Below are 15,324 nucleotides of genomic sequence, written 5' to 3'. Positions count from 1 at the left end.
CGATCGTCAACGGCGCCGGCAAGAAGGCCGACATCGAGGCGCGCGTGGCCCAGATCAAGGCGCAGATCGAGGAGACCACCTCGGACTACGACCGTGAGAAGCTCCAGGAGCGTCTTGCCAAGCTCGCGGGCGGCGTCGCGGTGATCCGCGTCGGCGGCGCGACCGAGGTCGAGGTGAAGGAGCGCAAGGATCGCGTTGATGACGCGATGCATGCGACCCGCGCGGCTGTCGAGGAAGGCATCGTCCCCGGCGGCGGCGTCGCCCTGCTCCGTGCCTCCGAGCAGCTCAAGGGCCTGCGCACCAAGAACGACGACCAGAAGACCGGCGTCGAGATCGTGCGCAAGGCACTGTCCTGGCCGGCCCGCCAGATCGCGATCAACGCCGGCGAAGACGGTTCGGTCATCGTCGGCAAGATCCTCGAGAAGGATCAGTACGCCTACGGCTTCGACTCGCAGACCGGCGAGTACGGCAACCTCGTCTCCAAGGGCATCATTGACCCGACCAAGGTCGTGCGCACCGCTATCCAGAATGCCTCCTCCGTGGCGGCGCTGCTGATCACGACGGAAGCGATGGTCGCCGAGCTGCCGAAGAAGGCCGCAGCCGGCCCGGCCATGCCTCCGGGCGGCGGCATGGGAGGCATGGACTTCTGATCCAGCCGCGAAGAAAACGAGAATTACAGAACCCCGGCACCAATGCCGGGGTTTTTCTTTGACGCCGTATTATGTCCCCTTGTTTTCCGGTGCGCTTAGCCCAAGCCCCAACTTCATACGGAAGTTGAAAAGCCGGTGTAGATATGCCGATCACGGCAACAGCAGCAAATATCGCGAATGGCCAGAAGCGTACGTTCAGAACGTCTCAGCAAAATTCGGTCCTTGAGGTTCTTCCTACAGAAGTGCCAAAGCGGCCTTCTCCGCATCGGAAATATCCAGGCGGCGGCCGACACCCATTCCCGCATCCTCTCCTCCAGTTCCAGAGGATCCCCGGCCGCGGATCGGGTAGAACTTGCCGGCCAGGCGCGAGGCGGCTTACACGCGGCTGGTCCGCTCTAATCTCAGCTCCTGATAAGCCTTTAGACGCGCTGCGATCTTGTCGCGCTTGGCGTGCTCCAGCAGAACGGCGAGCGCGAAGCCATCCTCGATGGCTTGCCCGGCGCCTTGCCCGAAATGCGGCACCAATCGGGTGAAGGGCGTCACCGAGCAGCGTCACATGCCCGCGCTACCAATACCGCAATGGCGGCCGATCGTAGATGCCCTACGCTGGCGCTGCTGGGAGACCCGAAGGAGGCACGCGCCGCTGCCGCGGCTGGCCTTGACCGTCCTTCTTGCCGAGGATCCCGCGCGGTTGCTGCGGAAGGTGGCGCATGAAGCCCGTGAGCGGTTCATTTGCTGCAGCAACAAGGTCGGCGTCACCATGGTGCCTGGCCTCCTCAACCCCGCCGAAATCGCGGGTCGCCGGCCTGGCAGATGTAGTTATGGATCGCCTGCCCGATTTTCGCATCCGCCAGGTCCCGGAGGACGCAAAGGAGGATCGTTATGGTCGTAAGGCGCTGCTGGCCGTCGACCACGTCGGTTTGTGAGCGCCCATTACTCCGATACATAGGTCGCCACGACACTGTCGGAGCTATCCCGAAGCTCACTCAAAGCGAGCCGTGGTGCTCGATAATGGTCCAAAAGCGAACATTGCATGCGAAGATCGGGTCTGGTGTGCAGAAAGTTGCGCGCCACTGATCAGTCCTCGAGCTGATCCTCGAATTTTTTCAAAAGGCATGTGGCGAGACTGGGCCCTTCCAGATGCAGTCCAAGCTCGTCGAGAGGATCATCGGACGAGCCGGTTTGAGAACCCCAGTTCATGCTGCTCACGACCGCGTCATCGGTATCCCATAGAAGGCATTTTGCGTGGACTTGCGGACCCTGGACTCCAATTAGATCAACAACGCCGTCGAGCCTTTCGCGATGGGCCGCGACATGCCGTCGTTTAACTGGTCCGGACCGGCGCGAGTAGTAAACGCGGAATTCTCCGAGCCGGCGATCCGATCATGGAAACTGCCGACGTCTTTCGCTTAACACCCAGGGAGCGCGATGCTGAGTTCTTCCGCTCGACGATCCAGATCGCATCGCAAAACGCGGAGCCTGCCCGATCCCCGGCTGCTTGTGAGGGGCACATCCTGGCTGAACCATTATCGATGCGTCGGTTTTACGTGCTTCGAACGAAAGCTGATGTCGCGGAAAGTCATACCCCGCGCACAGTCGGTCCGGATCAAGCGCGTGGTTTGACAGCGGGCCGCATGGATTGTCGCCGCAGCAATGGCGACGTCAGTTGAGAGAAACCGCAGGCGGTCATGAACTGCAATTTGTGCCGGCCGTCATGGATAGCGGGGGGCCGGCGCCCCCGCTTTCCATGCCGGCACACTCGCCAGCCGGCACGCAGCCGGCTATCCGCAGCAGATTTGGCCCCCGACGCCGCGAGCGCCGGCCGACGCATCCGCGCCTTCACAGAAGGCCTATCAATCACCACCGGCCTCAAGGCCCAGCTCACCGCATCCTTTGCGTCGTGATTGTCGATAAATGCTGCCCGTTGGGATTCCTGTAACGATTGGCGAGGCTTTGTAACAATGAAGCCATCTGGTCTGGATCTGATTGAACAGTAAATTCTCCATAGTTAGGGTCGAAAACCGTGGTCCTTCCATTCGAGGCCGACGTCGCCACTGTGTGTGCGCCGCCTTCGGCGAAATACAAGCTGAGCAAATGGTTCGATCCATCTTCGTTGATTTCGTTCACCATGCGCTTGACGTTCGAAGACTTGCCGAATGCGAATCTCTTCTCTTCTCCAGCCGGTTCCAAGCCTGCGTGCTCCAGAATGGTATTTTGTGCCTGAAGGTCGGCCTGAGAAGATCCTGCTCCCCTGCTCCGCAACTGATCCTTGAGATTTTGATATTGCTGCTGCCGTTCAGCCGCTGAGGCGTGCGTTTGCGATCCGGGTGTGAGCGCACTCATTCGGGTTGATGGGCTGTTGTTAAGATTGCGGAACCACTCCGCAGTCAGCCCAACGCAGATGCCGTCCACATTCGCATCACGCAGGTCGGCCGTTCTGTATTCAAACAATGAGGTGGCCGGACTCTCTGGAGAGGACGTACTGGGGTCGGAGGCGCTAGAAGTTCGAACGTTTGCATCCGAGGTATTTGGCTTGCTGCAGCAGGCCCCCATCTTGTCAGGCAGCTCCCCCGGTTGTGAGCTCCACTGAGGCGCGAGATCTGCAAGTGTTTCCGTAAAGCTGCCGCTATCCACCGACTGACTCGGTTCGTCAGCTTGTCTAGTGCATGCGGATGAGCCACTGATTCGATCATACACGACGATTCACCTTTCTGTGCTGCGCTAGTCTCTACGCATCAATTCGGGCTGCGTAGGCCCTGCTGCGAGGATACCCAGGCAAGCTGATGGCGAGCTGACGGGCAGCTGATGTCCAGCTTAGAAAGCGTTCCTTTGTCGGACTTCTGACAATGTCTGATGCGGCGCGGCGTAGCGCTGTGTCAGATCCTCCCGCGCGTCGGCTGCCGGATTCCGGAACGACATTGACAGGCTATCGCTGCGATGCCCTCGCGGCACGCCGCCGAGCGCCCACAGGGCGTTCTGCAAGCCCTCGGCCAGAGCGACGAAGCTTTCGCCGCCGAGCACGACATGGGCATGCTCGAAGCTGGAGAACGCCAGCCGGAAGTGACAGAGCCGGTGATCGAGCGCCTCATACGCGCATGCTGCACCGGGTGATGGCGGAAGAACACTTTCCCGCGCCGTGGGGGCCGTTGATCGAGGCCATGGCGGCCATCCGCGCGCAGTACTACCAGAGGCGCTACCGTAGCGACGCTGGGGGGGAGGCCAGCGTGCGCCGGCCTGAACGCGCGGAGGCAGCGGCGTGCGCGCGCTGCCGTCGGTCCGATCCGATGCAACGCCGCAGCCCGATGCGACGGGTGAAGCGAGCATGAGCGACGCCGCCCTGAGCCGGCGCAAGGACGACCATCTGGACATCGTGTCGGTCGGCGACGGAACCATCGCCGATGGCGGCATAATCGCTTAATGGGCTTGGATAATCGTTGGCGGCTTCGGCGCGAAATGGGTTGATGTCGTGGCTGGCGTCATCTTCCATCCGAGGTCGCGAGCGCCTCATGATGATTTCCAGATCGGCGCCGCAGTGAGTGCGGACAAACCGCCACCGGCGGATTGGCTGACAATCGGCGTCGGACGGGGTCTCTGCGTCGACGTGAAGTTCGCTGGTCGACAGGGCGACGACGGCCGTGATCTTCCTGGCGTCGAACAAGACGGGCGCCCCGTGGTCGGCGTCAATCGGACGAGTGCACCCATGCGAAGGCGGGAAGGGTTAGCAGCGATGTTGCGCGAATAATCTTCTCAATCAATATCCTGCCGGTTGCCGGCGAAAAAGGCCTACTTCAAAGCGGTCTCGATCAAATTGGCCAGCCTGGCTCCCGCCAGGGCGGCTCGCGCTCGGGCCACGTTCTTGGCGTCGGTCTCGTACTCGCGCGTCAGGAGGGCGGGTTCTTTCCCATACTGACCGGCGGCGCGTACGCGAACTGCTTTGCGAGATCGGCGCTCTCTTGAGCCCAGACGGCGGGGTCGACGATCTGCGCCTGCGCTGGGCTGACGCCGGCGCCCGACAATCCGTCCTTGTCGTCCGCGTCGAAGATCGCGCGATATGGCGAGGCGTAACCGCCAAAGATGGCATCCCAGTCCCACGGCCAGCGCCTTCGATGGCGTCGGACGCAAGACTCCGCTAACTGATGCGGCCTTGCTCCATTTACTCGCTGGCGCTAACGCTAGCCCTTCTGTCGGCGTTGGGGGGGCACGGTGAGCAACGCTCGCGAGTTTATCGATTTCTGGGTCGAGAACAGCGTTCACGCTGTCGAGCAGTATCGGACGGTTGGCGCGTCGCAGGACGTGGCCGAACTCACCCGGCGCCTTGTCGAGGCTGCCGAAGGGCAGGGTATTTCGGAAGCCGAGTTGCGGGCTGAGATCGGCGACATTTCCGACTACATCGAAGGCCGGCTCAAGGCTGCGAATAGGGCTGAGAACGAGCGGCGTAAGCCTGTCTAGGCAACCTACAACTCGGCGAGGAAAGCCTTTGCTATCCAGAGTGGCCCTCCGGAAACAGGCCGCGCTCGCTACTCAGCCACTTTGTAAACGTCGCAGGGTTCGAGCTTAAGTTCTTCGAACGTTCGCTGCTGCTCAACGGGCAGCACGACGTCCAACACTTCCGCAGTCCATCCTTCCGAGACTGCGGCGAGGACCAATGTCAGCGCCTGACTTGGCTTGGCCGGCGCAATCCAAACTTGAGCTTTTGAGTCGTCCGCCGTCACATCAACGATGGTGAACGAGTTCCCGAACGAATTCCGCCATGATAGGCAATCGGACGGCGAACTAATGGTTTCTATTCGCGATAACTGGCCGGCGCATCGCAGTGAGCCACTTTGATTGTGGGTTGGCCCTAGCTCATGAACACCTACTCCTTCCCGCGCATTATCTCGTCATGAGGGCAGATGAGCATCTAGGATGGCCCGAACACTACCGACCGCCAAGGGAGCTACCGAGGATGGATCCAACCGCTACCATCTAAGCGAATGGAACAGACTCTGGTGTGCTCTGGAACTACCTGACTTGGTAGCTGCCCAAGCCACGTAGCTAGCGTTAAGTAGGCTTGAGCGAGGGGGCCGATCGAACTCCGTGGATGCTGTGCAGAGCCTCCAGTTCGGTCCGAGGTCGTCCGCTTGTTTTCACGCTCTCTAAAGCGGTCGGGGCGAAGCTTGGCAGATGGAATGGATATGCAACAGCGGAGCCCGCTCCCGAATGGTGATCGACCGGCCGGCCATTTTCGGAACACCGCTTACGTGCTCAATAAGAGCAGTCCCTATTTCGATGCAGCTCACGCGGCCGGCCCCACGGTCGAGGGACGTTCCACGACAGGCGGGCCTTTGTTTTGGGCGCCGGTCCACTGTTCGACTTCGAAGGCAACTCGGAATCGTTAAGGAGAACGTCCTCGGCGTGCCCGCACGGTAGGATGAATATTCCTGGAAGAGCGCACTGATGCCCGACTAGGATATGCACTCATTGTCGGCCAGCGTATCCAGAAAAATGCTTCAACGTCGGTACATTGGTGCGACGGCTTGGCAACTTCGTCCACCAAGATGGAGTTGCCGCCCGAACGCGTGAGCTTCATCAGGCGTCGGCCCGGATCGCCGCGCAGCGTCGAAGTGCTGGTCCCCTCCTGAGCAGCTACCCGTCTTGGACCAAAACCGATCAAACAAAATCTCAGTATCGAGGTACTAGGACAAAACTGAGGGGGAATAATGTCTGACGCTGCGTTAGATCGCACACCGAATGTCACGGGCACCAAGACCTTTAGCATAAACTACGGATTGTTCGCGTTCGCGATCGTTGCGCTGACGATCCTCTACATCTGCGCGCGGCTGTATCAGCAGGCTTTTGGTTTCTCCATGGGACTCGATGCGAGTTCACCTGAATTTGGCGAATACTGGATGACGCTCTTCAAGATCGAATTGCCGGTGTTGTATGGCGCGGGCGCGCTCTGCTGGACCTATCTCTTCCTGACGCGTGACAAGAACATTGAGGCCATCACGCCCGAGGTCGAGTTGCGCAGTTACTTTTATCTGACCATGTGGCTCGTCGTGTACAGCTTCTGCATCTTCTGGACAGGCAGCTTCTTCGCCGATGGAGATGGAGTCTGGCATCAGACGACCCTCAGAGACACGCCGTTTACTCCCAGTCACATCATTCTGTTCTATGCGACCATTCCAATCTATCTCTTCTTTGGCGTAGGCAGCTTTGTTTACGCAATGACCCGCATTCCGGCCTTCTGCAGGGGGATCTCGCTCATGCATGTCTTCGCCGTAGTGGGGCCTTTCCTCATTTTGCCGAATCTCGGTTTCAACGAATGGGGGCACGCTTACTGGCTCACCGAAGAAATCTTCTCCCACCCGCTGCATTGGGGTTTCGTGGTTCTCGGATGGTGCGCACTCGCGCTGGCGGGCGTCCTGATGCAGATCGTCGGACGATTTAGAGAACTCGTTCCGATTGTATTCAAGCAGGATGCAGCGAGAGCGTGACGAAAGCACGTCTGCTACACGTTGGAAAATCGCGGTGCGGGAAGCCGTGCGACAACAATACAAGCCAACAGCCTTTCCCGGACAGCGATCCAAGTCCGGGAAGAGCAGGTAAACCCTAGGGAGAGGAGTCACCTCAAATTACCGACATAGATGCAGTGGCGATTCCGAAAAGGAAAGCTGGCCCCAAGGGTGAGACGGTCATTTCTGTCTCCGGCCTAACCCCCAAGGCAGCAAGATACTCGCGCATATTCGACTTCTTGGTCGTGGCGGCGGTGGTGCCCCTCTTTGCGGGAGCATTCCATCTGCACGTGATGCTCACGGTCGGTGATTGGGACATGTATGTCGACTGGAAAGACCGGCAATATTGGCCCCTTGTCGCGCCCATCTCCATGATCATGTTTCCTGCTGCTCTGCAGGCGATCTTCTGGGTCAACTTCCGTTTGCCCATCGGTGCGACGGTGGGCGCGACAGTGTTGCTGATCACCACGTGGCTCGGACGTTACGCGAATTGGTGGATATGGACAGGCTTCCCGTTCACGGAAGGCGTGCCGTCACAGGTGATCGCGGGCGCATTGTTGATGGATATGGCCTTAATCGTCCTTCGCAATAGCCTGTTCACATCCATCGTCGCGGGCTTTGCGTTCGGATTCGTATTCTGGCCATCGAATTATTCCGCTTTGGCTCCGTTCTATCTCCCAGTCGAGCACCAAGGAATGGTCGCGTCGTTGGCCGACATGATCGGTTACACGTTTCCGCGTTCGAACATGCCCGAATATCTGCGTATCATCGAGCGCGGTACGCTCCGGACTTTCGGTAGCTCGGTTAGTTGGGTGTCGGCGGCGTTCGCGGGCTTCATCTGCATATTCATGCACCAACTTTGGTGGCAGCTTGGGCGTTTTGCGTCCCAGACGACGTTCCTCAAGAACGGCGATGTCGTCAAATCCTTCATGGGTATGAAAAGCAGGCCAGCGTCCTAAAGCGAATAAGCACAGGGAACACGGGTATGTTGTCGCAACTTATAAAACTCGCTGCCGGTTGGCTTGTTGCCTTCACTGCCGGAGTGTCTAGCGCAGCCGCTCATGGCGAACGTGCTCAGGAGCCATACTTGAGGACCCGGACGGTACAATTCTACGATGTCTACTTTTCCAAAACTGACGTGAAGGTGAACGAGCGGTTCGAGCTAACGGGAAAATTCAGGCTGATGGAGGACTGGCCGGACGCAGTTACTCCACCGGATATTGTTTTCGTGTCGAGCGTATCGCCCGGACCGACAATTGCCAGGGTGGAAACATACCTCAACGGTGAGCCAGCGAGGCAGTCTTTCGCTAAGCTGGAACTTGGCCGCGACTACGATTTTCGAATGGTTCTTGAGGGGCGTACACCGGGCAGCAGCCACATCCATCCCTCGATCTCGATCAAGGGATCTGGCCCTCTGGTGGGACCGGGGCAGTGGATAAACATCTCGGGTGATGCGCATTCGTTCGCGTTTCCGATCAAGACTATGACTGGACTGCAGATCGACGACTTGCAGACGTTCGGGCTGACTAACGCGATTGGATGGCATGTGGCTTGGCTGGCCGTGGCTGCGGCTTGGTTGTTGTTCTGGTTGGTTCGTCCACTGTTTTTGCCTCGATGGCTTGTTCTGCAAAAGGGCAGGGAGGATTTGTTGGTTTCGTTGAGGGACACCGGGGTCGGGATTATAGTGGCGGCGATCGTTCTCGTCATGGTCTTCGGCGGCTATGTCCGAGCCAATCAGGAATATCCATATAATGTTCCCCTCCAGAGCGGGTTGAATAAGGTCGCGCCGCGCCCGGCAAGCCCTGCTGACGCAGAGGTCAAGGTCATATCGGCCACCTATGAGGTGCCGGGCCGTTCGATGAGGTTAGCGACCAGGATAACGAACAAAGGGTCAGAACCTCTGTCGATCGGCGAGCTTACGACCGCAAACATCCGCTTCCTCAATCAGGGGCTCCCAGCGGCAGTAGCCAATGTAGATCCGACCTACCCAAGGGATCTCGTCGCACGCACAGGGCTTGAGCTCAGTAGTGATACACCGATAAATCCTGGTGAGACGAGAGAGGTGCTCGTCGAGGCAACGGACGCCGTGTGGGAATTGGAGCGCCTTGTCAGCTTCCTCACCGACGTCGACTCCAAGTTCGGCGGGTTGTTGCTCCTCTACACTCCTAATGGGAAACGCGTCATAGCGGAGATGCGCGGACCAATCGTGCCCGTATTCACCGAACTCAAGTAACCTTGGGTGCGCGAATGTCGCGACGAGGTCAGTGGCAGACGACCGCGAGCGGAAGAGGGGCGTTCCCGGCCGTCATTGTGATGGCGCTCGGCGCTTTCGTTGTTCTTGCCGCCATCCGCGAAGGTCATGCGCACGGAGCGGTGTCCATGGAGGCTGACCAATGCAAGCTGAAAGTGGACAGCTATTTCATGCATTTTACTGGCTATCAGCCGCAGAGCTCGAGAGCCGAATTTTGTGAGGACATACCGGAGGTCGGGCGAACGATCATTGTTCTCGATTTCGTCGACGGGTCCCTTCGAGACATCCCGGTAAGCGTGAACCTGGCTAGAGATGACGGCGTACAAAGGATGGAAATGACAGACACATCATCCAGCATCCTCTACATTCCACCAAGGAAGTATCCGAACGGAACGATAAAGATCGAGGTCAATTTCGAGAAAGCCGGCAGATACGTCGGCATGGTGGCGATCGAGGGTCGTGGGCAAAGCGTGGCAAACTTTCCATTCGATGTGGGGCGAGGCTGGAGTCTGTTACGTCTTCTGGCGTGGTGCCTGGTCATAGTGTCAGGCGCCGTGGGAACGTTTCTGTGGGCACGGCGGCGATACTCGATCGGGCGGGAGCTATCCTCGGCGAACCACAGGCAAAGGCGAGTTGCTTCGATGAAAAGCTTCGTGCTCGTCCTGATGGCCGTGCCGATCGTAATGCCACGCGCGGTACTCGCTCATGCGCATCTCATTCGATCGACGCCGCAAGATGGCAGCGAAATTTCAGCTCCGATCGACCCGATGGTCCTGTACTTCACCGAAGCGCTCGAACAGCGGCTCATCAATGTCGCCCTTTCTCGCGATAATAAATCCGTATCAGGGCTTTCGCAGCCCGTGCTAAGCGGCAACGGGCGAATCGTGAATGTTTCGTTACCTCATCTATCTGCTGGGCTCTATACCGTCAGTTGGAGCGTCGTCTCGATTGATGGGCATCGCACGGAAGGCAAGTTTAAATTTCTCTACCGAGAACCTTGATGGAAACGGTCCTCTCACTTGCGCGAGGGACTGCTTTCGCCTCCACGGCAGCTTTCGGCGGATTCTGCTGGGGTTTGGCACTGTGGCGCGAGGGTCTTGAAAGCGGCACTCGGTCGCGCTTCACGACGATAGCTTCCATCGCTGCGTCCGTAGGACTCGTCCTCGGTCTCTTGTATTTGACGGTTCGGATCGGCGCCGTCCTAGGCAAGCCGGTCTTAGCTGTCAGCTCCAGCGACGTGCTCTTCATCATTTTGGACACGCGGTTCGGGAGAGCTCAGGTCGCGGCGCTTGGGTTTGTGCTAGTCGGAGTTGCGAGCTTGCAACTTCTTCACAAGCCAGGTCTTGCCGCGAGTTTCAGCGGACTATCGCTGCTGGTGGGATTGTTCTCGAGCCACTCGGCGGCTGGCGGCACTATAGCAGACCTCGCGATCAATATGATCCATGTTGCTGCGGCGGCGCTCTGGTTCGGAGGACTGTCAACCCTCGTTGTCGCGATGGCTCGCGACGCAGCGGAGAGGCCCGAAAGTAAATCAAGGCTCCTAAGCGGTTTTTCGACGGTCGCGCTGCCGCTCATGTTGCTCCTGGTCGCAACCGGAGTAGCTCTAGCGATCGAAAACGTGGGGACTTGGCCGGGTTTGGTGGCGACCGAATATGGCTGGCTCCTGACGGGAAAGTTCGCCTGCATCGGCACGGTCCTGTTCTGCGCGACGTTTATCAGACAGAGGCTATTGACGTTGCTAAAGACCGAAGGGGCAACTCAGCCACTCGCGATGGTCTTGAAGATCGAGCTAACCTTCGCATTTCTGGTCACGCTACTTGCGGGCTGCCTGTCTCAGGCCATTCCATCGAGGCACGTCGAGATAGTCTGGCCGCTTTCGTTGCGTCTGGATCCAGTCATCGCTTGGAGGACCGTACCGGGAAGTAACGTTCTGGCCATTGGCGGCTGCATTGCTCTGTTAGTTGGGAGTATTGCCGCATTTGAGCTCGGCCGTATGGGAAGATGGCGGTGGGCGACGGTCGCGGCTGTTGCTGGACTTGGTGTCGCAGGGGCTGTCGCACTGCCCGGGTTGTCAGTCCCCGCGTATCCTTCGACCTACTCAAAAGTTCCAGTGCCGTATGACGCGGAAGCGATTGCCCAGGGGCAGGACGTATTCGCTGCGAATTGCGTAGCTTGCCACGGCCTGAGGGGTAGAGGAGACGGCCCGTTGGCAAAAGATTTGAAGCCGCCGGCCGCCGATCTCACCGCTCCGCACACGAGAGACCATACGATGGGAGACATGTACTGGTGGGTGAGCCATGGCTTCCCATCCTCGGCGATGCCGGGCTTTGCCGAAAGTCTGTCGGAGTTAGACAGGTGGCGAGTGGTCGAGTACGTGATGGCTCTATCGCTTGGCTATGAAGCAAGAATTCTTGGTCCCGAAATATCGGCGGGGCAGCCGTGGCTTCACGCGATCGACTTTCCGACGTGCCGCGGCGTTGACCCGAGAGAGAAGTTGAAAGATAGGAGCGATGGGCGCTCAAAACTTGTGTTGATCTTCCGAGATGGCATCCGAACGCAGCGCCTAGATCAGTTGACGCAACACGCGCGCGCCATCGAGCAAGCAGGCGGAATGATCGTCGCGGTGATGCCGTCTCCCTCCGAGGAGTTCCCATCTCCAAGTGAGTCAGGAAATCCCTGCATCGTGTTCGACATAGACCATCGCATTGCCGCTGCGTGGAACCTCTATCGGCGCACAATGGCGAACCCCGGCTTCGATGACAACGATTCGCCCCCAGCGATAATCGAGTTTCTTATCGACAGATTCGGATTCGTGCGCGCACGCTGGCGTTCGGACGAGACCGAGAGATTAGCATCGCATTCGCAACTGGTCGACGCAATTACGCAGCTCCAAGTTGAACCGGAGATCAACAAGAGAGGCGTTCATGACCATTAGCGGTCCGGGCCGCGCTTGCCCTCACTGCTGTCTGGCTCCCGCTGATCGCACTCGCGATCAATGCTCTCGCCGAGCGCAGTCCCCCCGCGAGTTTCAATCGATCATTTGTCGCGGCGACAGGTCTAGTGCCAGCAAGATCGCAGGCCGGGACGAGCCATGATCATAGTAGCGAGCAGATTCTGCGTCGACAAGCAGGCGGTAGCTCTTTTGGGGCACTCGGGTGGGGGATCGGTGGCAGAAAAAGAGCATCTCATCTCGCCGTCCCGCATCAGCCCCCGAGTGACCGTGGCTAGCGCTGCCGGTATTCAGCGGAATGATCTTGATCCAGACCAGTTAGCCCGCCTCTAAAAGCGGCAATTGCGGGAAACGTTCGCTGACCACCTTTCCCGCGAACATAAAGTGGTAAGCGCTAAACGCGGATTACAAAGGAGGCCATGATGCCTTGGAAACCCACGATGTTGAAGGCGAGTGCAAGGGCATTGCTGTCGCCGATTGCCGGTGTTGCCGTCCTGGCTTTTTTTAACAGTACCGCCTTCAGCTATGAGTTGGAGGTCGGAACACTACTGATCCAGCATCCCTGGGTGGCTGCAAAGGATACGACCAATACCGCGACGACGGCTTATGTGATCGAAATTCAGAACAGGGGCACAGGGCCAGATCGGTTGCTCGGGGCCTCGCTTTCGGGCGAGAAGGGGATCTTGCAGGAAGCCGATGCAGGCGCACGGCCAGCTAAGTTCGCCACCCATGAGCATGGCTTTCAAATAGAACCTGGTGGTTTCGTTCGTCTTCAACCCGGTTGCGCGCGGATTCTGTTTGAAGGACTTCACGGCGCACTAAAGGAAGGAGAGATGGTCAAAGGGACGTTGGAATTCGAAAAGGCGGGCACCATAGAAATCGAATTCACGATCGAGCCGGCAGGCTTGGCTGAAGAGGATGGTACGCCAATCCATCATCACACTCACCACTAAAAGTGCCAGGAGATGGCGAAGCACGGACGCGGTCTGAGGCAGGTTGTGGGAGATCGAACCATGAGGGCGATGGGCATTTGGGAACGCCCCAGATATGGAAACATTCACGACCAAGTAGCCGTACTCTCTAATTGGCAGGACTGAAGGTCATGATGGGGCGTCGGCAAGTCGAACAGGCTGCGTTGTTCTATGAGTTCACGCTCGAAAGACACATCCCGGCCGACCACCTACTCCGGTCGATCGATAGGTTCGTAGAGCTTGAGGACCTGCGCCGGGAGTTGGCGCCGTTCTACAGCAACATCGGGCGGCCTTCGATCGATCCCGAGCTGATGATGATGCTCCTGGTGGGATATTTCTTCGGCATACGATCGGAGCGGCGCCTCTGCGATGAAGTCCACCTCAATCTGGCGTACCGATGGTTTTGCCGGCTGGGTCTGGAGCGGACTGTCAACGATCACTCCACGTTCTCGAAGAATGGCACGGCCGCTTCCGTCGGAGCGATCTTCTTCCGTCGCGTGCTCGAGACTGTCTTGCGCCACTGCATCCGGGCGCGGCTGGTCGGTGGCGAAGGTTCCTGTTGAAGGCGATTACAGCCGCAGACGCTCGCGCTGTCTCTGCGGAAGAGCATTGCGTCGCGCCTCAGAGCGATATTGAGCTGGGGAATTGGGCTGGCCACTCTCACAATCGGCTTCGTTGCTGTGCTTATCGGGCAGCGGCTGGCCAAGCTGATTACCCGCATGAGCGCAGCGATGCGCCAACTGGCGGCTGGGCAATTCGACGTCACGCTGCCCGGCCTTGGCCGTTCAGACGAGATCGGCGATATGGCGCAGGCCATGGAAACATTTAAGGTCAGGTCGCGTGAAAAGGTGCAAGCGGAGCTTGCGGCGAATCAGGAACAGGATCGCTGGGCCGGGATGCGACGCAAGGCGGAGCTTGGAGAGCTTGCCAGCACGTTTGAACACGCCGTGAGCGGCGTCATCGATACGATGTCATCCGCCTCGACCGAGCTGGAGGTTTCCGCTCGCGAGCTGACGGATACGGCCCACGTTACTCGGGAGATATCTGACAACGTTGCGTCGGCCTCGGAGGAAGCGTCAGCCAATGTTCAGCTTGTTGCTGCCGCAACGGAAGAGATGATGGCATCCGCTTCCGAGATCGGCCGGCAGGTCGAGCAATCTACAGAGATCGCCAACTCGCGACAAAGCTCGCCGCGAGCAGGGCCGCGCGCCCCTTGATGGCCGCGTGCGACAATTTGGCGTCGGTCGCAAAGGTGATGGCCTTCGGTTGCACCGTGGTGTCGATCGTGACACGCTTGAGGTCCTGGCTGCGCAATGCACCGACCTTGTGCGCCACCCGCAGGCTCTCGGCCAGCAGCAGCTCCAGCTTGTCGCCGAGCCGCTTGTGCCAATGGCTCAGGTCGCTTCGCTCGTGCGGGAAGGCGTGCTGGAAGAACTCTTCGCCGGTGAAGAACTGGAAATACGGGTCGTGGACCCAGCGCTCACAAATGCCCTCATCGGACCGCCCGTAAATGTGCTTGAGCAGCAAGAGCCCGATCATGAAGCGGGTCTCGATCCCGGGCCGACCGTTCTCGCTGTAGAGCGGCGCGACCTCGCCGTCGATCCAGTCCCAATCGACCTTGCCGGCGAGCTGAACCAGCTCGTGCTTCATGTTGATGATCTGATCCAGTCGCGCTCGGAACAGATCGTTCCATCCCGTCGACTTGTGCTTCTTCGGACGCATCGCTCCCTCCGGTGCACCACAGAATCATGGTCCACGGCGAAAAGGAATCCACAAACAAGATTGCAGGGTTTGACCGCCTCTATCCCCCAATCCCTGCAATCTCAAGCCGTCTCGAATCCGATAAAATAGGCTCTCGCTCAATCGCTTAGACCCTTGTTCACATGGCGTAATCGCGGCTGACGTCTTCTTGCGAACACGAGGATCGGTACGATCGGCGTCAGCAAATCGAAAAGGAGCCGCGCTATGAAGCAGTACGTTGGTCTGGATATCTCTATGGAAGAAACCA

Annotated in this window: 14 protein-coding genes and 4 pseudogenes; 13 read left to right on the top strand and 5 right to left on the bottom strand. The window is 58.8% G+C overall.

The window, feature by feature from the left end:
- Nucleotides 1-650 (top strand): TCP-1/cpn60 chaperonin family protein (locus tag CV770_RS37790; protein ID WP_283811433.1); only part of this gene is annotated, 650 nt, incomplete at its 5' end.
- A 375-nt stretch (nt 651-1,025) separates the two neighbouring features.
- On the opposite strand, the gene CV770_RS42295 is transcribed toward CV770_RS37790, so the two are convergent.
- Nucleotides 1,026-1,193 carry a hypothetical protein gene (locus CV770_RS42295; protein WP_161500081.1) on the bottom strand — a complete coding sequence of 56 codons (168 nt, stop codon included), beginning with the start codon at nt 1,191-1,193 and terminating at the stop codon, nt 1,026-1,028.
- Nucleotides 1,194-2,035: 842 nt separating this feature from the next.
- On the opposite strand from CV770_RS42295, the gene CV770_RS43665 reads away from it, so the two are divergent.
- Nucleotides 2,036-2,320 (top strand): hypothetical protein, encoded by a 285-nt coding sequence (locus tag CV770_RS43665; protein WP_245453977.1) that lies wholly within the window; start codon nt 2,036-2,038, stop codon nt 2,318-2,320.
- Nucleotides 2,321-2,531: 211 nt separating this feature from the next.
- On the opposite strand, the gene CV770_RS37770 is transcribed toward CV770_RS43665, so the two are convergent.
- The gene (locus tag CV770_RS37770; protein WP_104465946.1) at nt 2,532-3,347 is read right to left on the bottom strand and encodes a YopT-type cysteine protease domain-containing protein; all 816 of its coding nucleotides are present in this window, start codon (nt 3,345-3,347) and stop codon (nt 2,532-2,534) included.
- 165 nt (nt 3,348-3,512) lie between these two features.
- Nucleotides 3,513-3,737 (bottom strand): annotated as a pseudogene (locus tag CV770_RS37765) (IS21 family transposase); the annotation flags it as partial.
- Between CV770_RS37765 and CV770_RS44360 the strand changes: the two are divergent.
- The 11 genes and pseudogenes from CV770_RS44360 to CV770_RS37710 all read left to right on the top strand — a co-directional run.
- Nucleotides 3,731-3,888 (top strand): annotated as a pseudogene (locus tag CV770_RS44360) (terpene synthase family protein); the annotation flags it as partial. The pseudogenes CV770_RS37765 and CV770_RS44360 sit on opposite strands and share 7 nt — an antisense overlap.
- A gap of 18 nt (nt 3,889-3,906) precedes the next feature.
- The gene (locus tag CV770_RS37760; RefSeq protein WP_210286489.1) at nt 3,907-4,068 is read left to right on the top strand and encodes a hypothetical protein; all 162 of its coding nucleotides are present in this window, start codon (nt 3,907-3,909) and stop codon (nt 4,066-4,068) included.
- Between the two features lie 785 nt (nt 4,069-4,853).
- A complete protein-coding gene (locus CV770_RS37755; protein ID WP_104465945.1) occupies nt 4,854-5,099 on the top strand; it encodes a hypothetical protein in 246 nt (81 codons plus the stop codon).
- A 1,250-nt stretch (nt 5,100-6,349) separates the two neighbouring features.
- The gene (amoC, locus tag CV770_RS37745; RefSeq protein ID WP_104465943.1) at nt 6,350-7,126 is read left to right on the top strand and encodes a bacterial ammonia monooxygenase, subunit AmoC; all 777 of its coding nucleotides are present in this window, start codon (nt 6,350-6,352) and stop codon (nt 7,124-7,126) included.
- A gap of 155 nt (nt 7,127-7,281) precedes the next feature.
- Nucleotides 7,282-8,103 carry a methane monooxygenase/ammonia monooxygenase subunit A gene (locus tag CV770_RS37740; RefSeq protein WP_161500080.1) on the top strand — a complete coding sequence of 274 codons (822 nt, stop codon included), beginning with the start codon at nt 7,282-7,284 and terminating at the stop codon, nt 8,101-8,103.
- 26 nt (nt 8,104-8,129) lie between these two features.
- Complete coding sequence (gene amoB, locus CV770_RS37735; RefSeq protein ID WP_104465941.1) at nt 8,130-9,377, top strand: bacterial ammonia monooxygenase, subunit AmoB; 1,248 nt, start codon at nt 8,130-8,132, stop codon at nt 9,375-9,377.
- A 14-nt stretch (nt 9,378-9,391) separates the two neighbouring features.
- The gene (locus tag CV770_RS37730) at nt 9,392-10,396 is read left to right on the top strand and encodes a copper resistance CopC family protein (RefSeq protein ID WP_104465940.1); all 1,005 of its coding nucleotides are present in this window, start codon (nt 9,392-9,394) and stop codon (nt 10,394-10,396) included.
- Nucleotides 10,396-12,330: a CopD family protein gene (locus tag CV770_RS37725; RefSeq protein WP_104465939.1), complete on the top strand. Its 1,935-nt coding sequence runs from the start codon at nt 10,396-10,398 to the stop codon at nt 12,328-12,330. Before CV770_RS37730 ends, CV770_RS37725 begins: the two co-directional genes overlap by 1 nt.
- Nucleotides 12,331-12,785: 455 nt before the next feature.
- Nucleotides 12,786-13,298 carry a copper chaperone PCu(A)C gene (locus CV770_RS37720; RefSeq protein ID WP_161500079.1) on the top strand — a complete coding sequence of 171 codons (513 nt, stop codon included), beginning with the start codon at nt 12,786-12,788 and terminating at the stop codon, nt 13,296-13,298.
- Nucleotides 13,299-13,447: 149 nt separating this feature from the next.
- Nucleotides 13,448-13,870, top strand: a pseudogene (locus tag CV770_RS37715) (transposase); the annotation flags it as partial.
- A gap of 126 nt (nt 13,871-13,996) precedes the next feature.
- Nucleotides 13,997-14,533: a HAMP domain-containing protein gene (locus CV770_RS37710; protein WP_283811434.1), complete on the top strand. Its 537-nt coding sequence runs from the start codon at nt 13,997-13,999 to the stop codon at nt 14,531-14,533.
- On the opposite strand, the pseudogene CV770_RS37705 reads toward CV770_RS37710, so the two are convergent.
- A pseudogene (locus tag CV770_RS37705) lies at nt 14,526-15,038 on the bottom strand (transposase); the annotation flags it as partial. The gene CV770_RS37710 and the pseudogene CV770_RS37705 sit on opposite strands and share 8 nt — an antisense overlap.
- A gap of 24 nt (nt 15,039-15,062) precedes the next feature.
- Nucleotides 15,063-15,324: hypothetical protein (locus CV770_RS43070; protein ID WP_210203165.1), on the bottom strand; the 262-nt coding region annotated here is incomplete at its 5' end.

It is taken from the genome of Bradyrhizobium sp. AC87j1, from assembly GCF_002936975.1.
GTDB classification, from domain to species: Bacteria; Pseudomonadota; Alphaproteobacteria; order Rhizobiales; family Xanthobacteraceae; genus Bradyrhizobium; species Bradyrhizobium shewense.
The sequence above is the reverse complement of the archived record's forward strand: the minus strand, read 5'-3'. Positions and strand labels throughout refer to the sequence as shown.

Bases quoted from the DNA above. Each gene is read 5' to 3' on its own strand.
- amoB (WP_104465941.1), top strand. From the start codon at position 8,130: ATGTTGTCGCAACTTATAAAACTCGCTGCCGGTTGGCTTGTTGCCTTC.
- CV770_RS37730 (WP_104465940.1), top strand. From the start codon at position 9,392: ATGTCGCGACGAGGTCAGTGGCAGACGACCGCGAGCGGAAGAGGGGCG.
- CV770_RS43665 (WP_245453977.1), top strand. From the start codon at position 2,036: ATGGAAACTGCCGACGTCTTTCGCTTAACACCCAGGGAGCGCGATGCT.
- amoC (WP_104465943.1), top strand. From the start codon at position 6,350: ATGTCTGACGCTGCGTTAGATCGCACACCGAATGTCACGGGCACCAAG.
- CV770_RS37725 (WP_104465939.1), top strand. From the start codon at position 10,396: ATGGAAACGGTCCTCTCACTTGCGCGAGGGACTGCTTTCGCCTCCACG.
- CV770_RS37720 (WP_161500079.1), top strand. From the start codon at position 12,786: ATGTTGAAGGCGAGTGCAAGGGCATTGCTGTCGCCGATTGCCGGTGTT.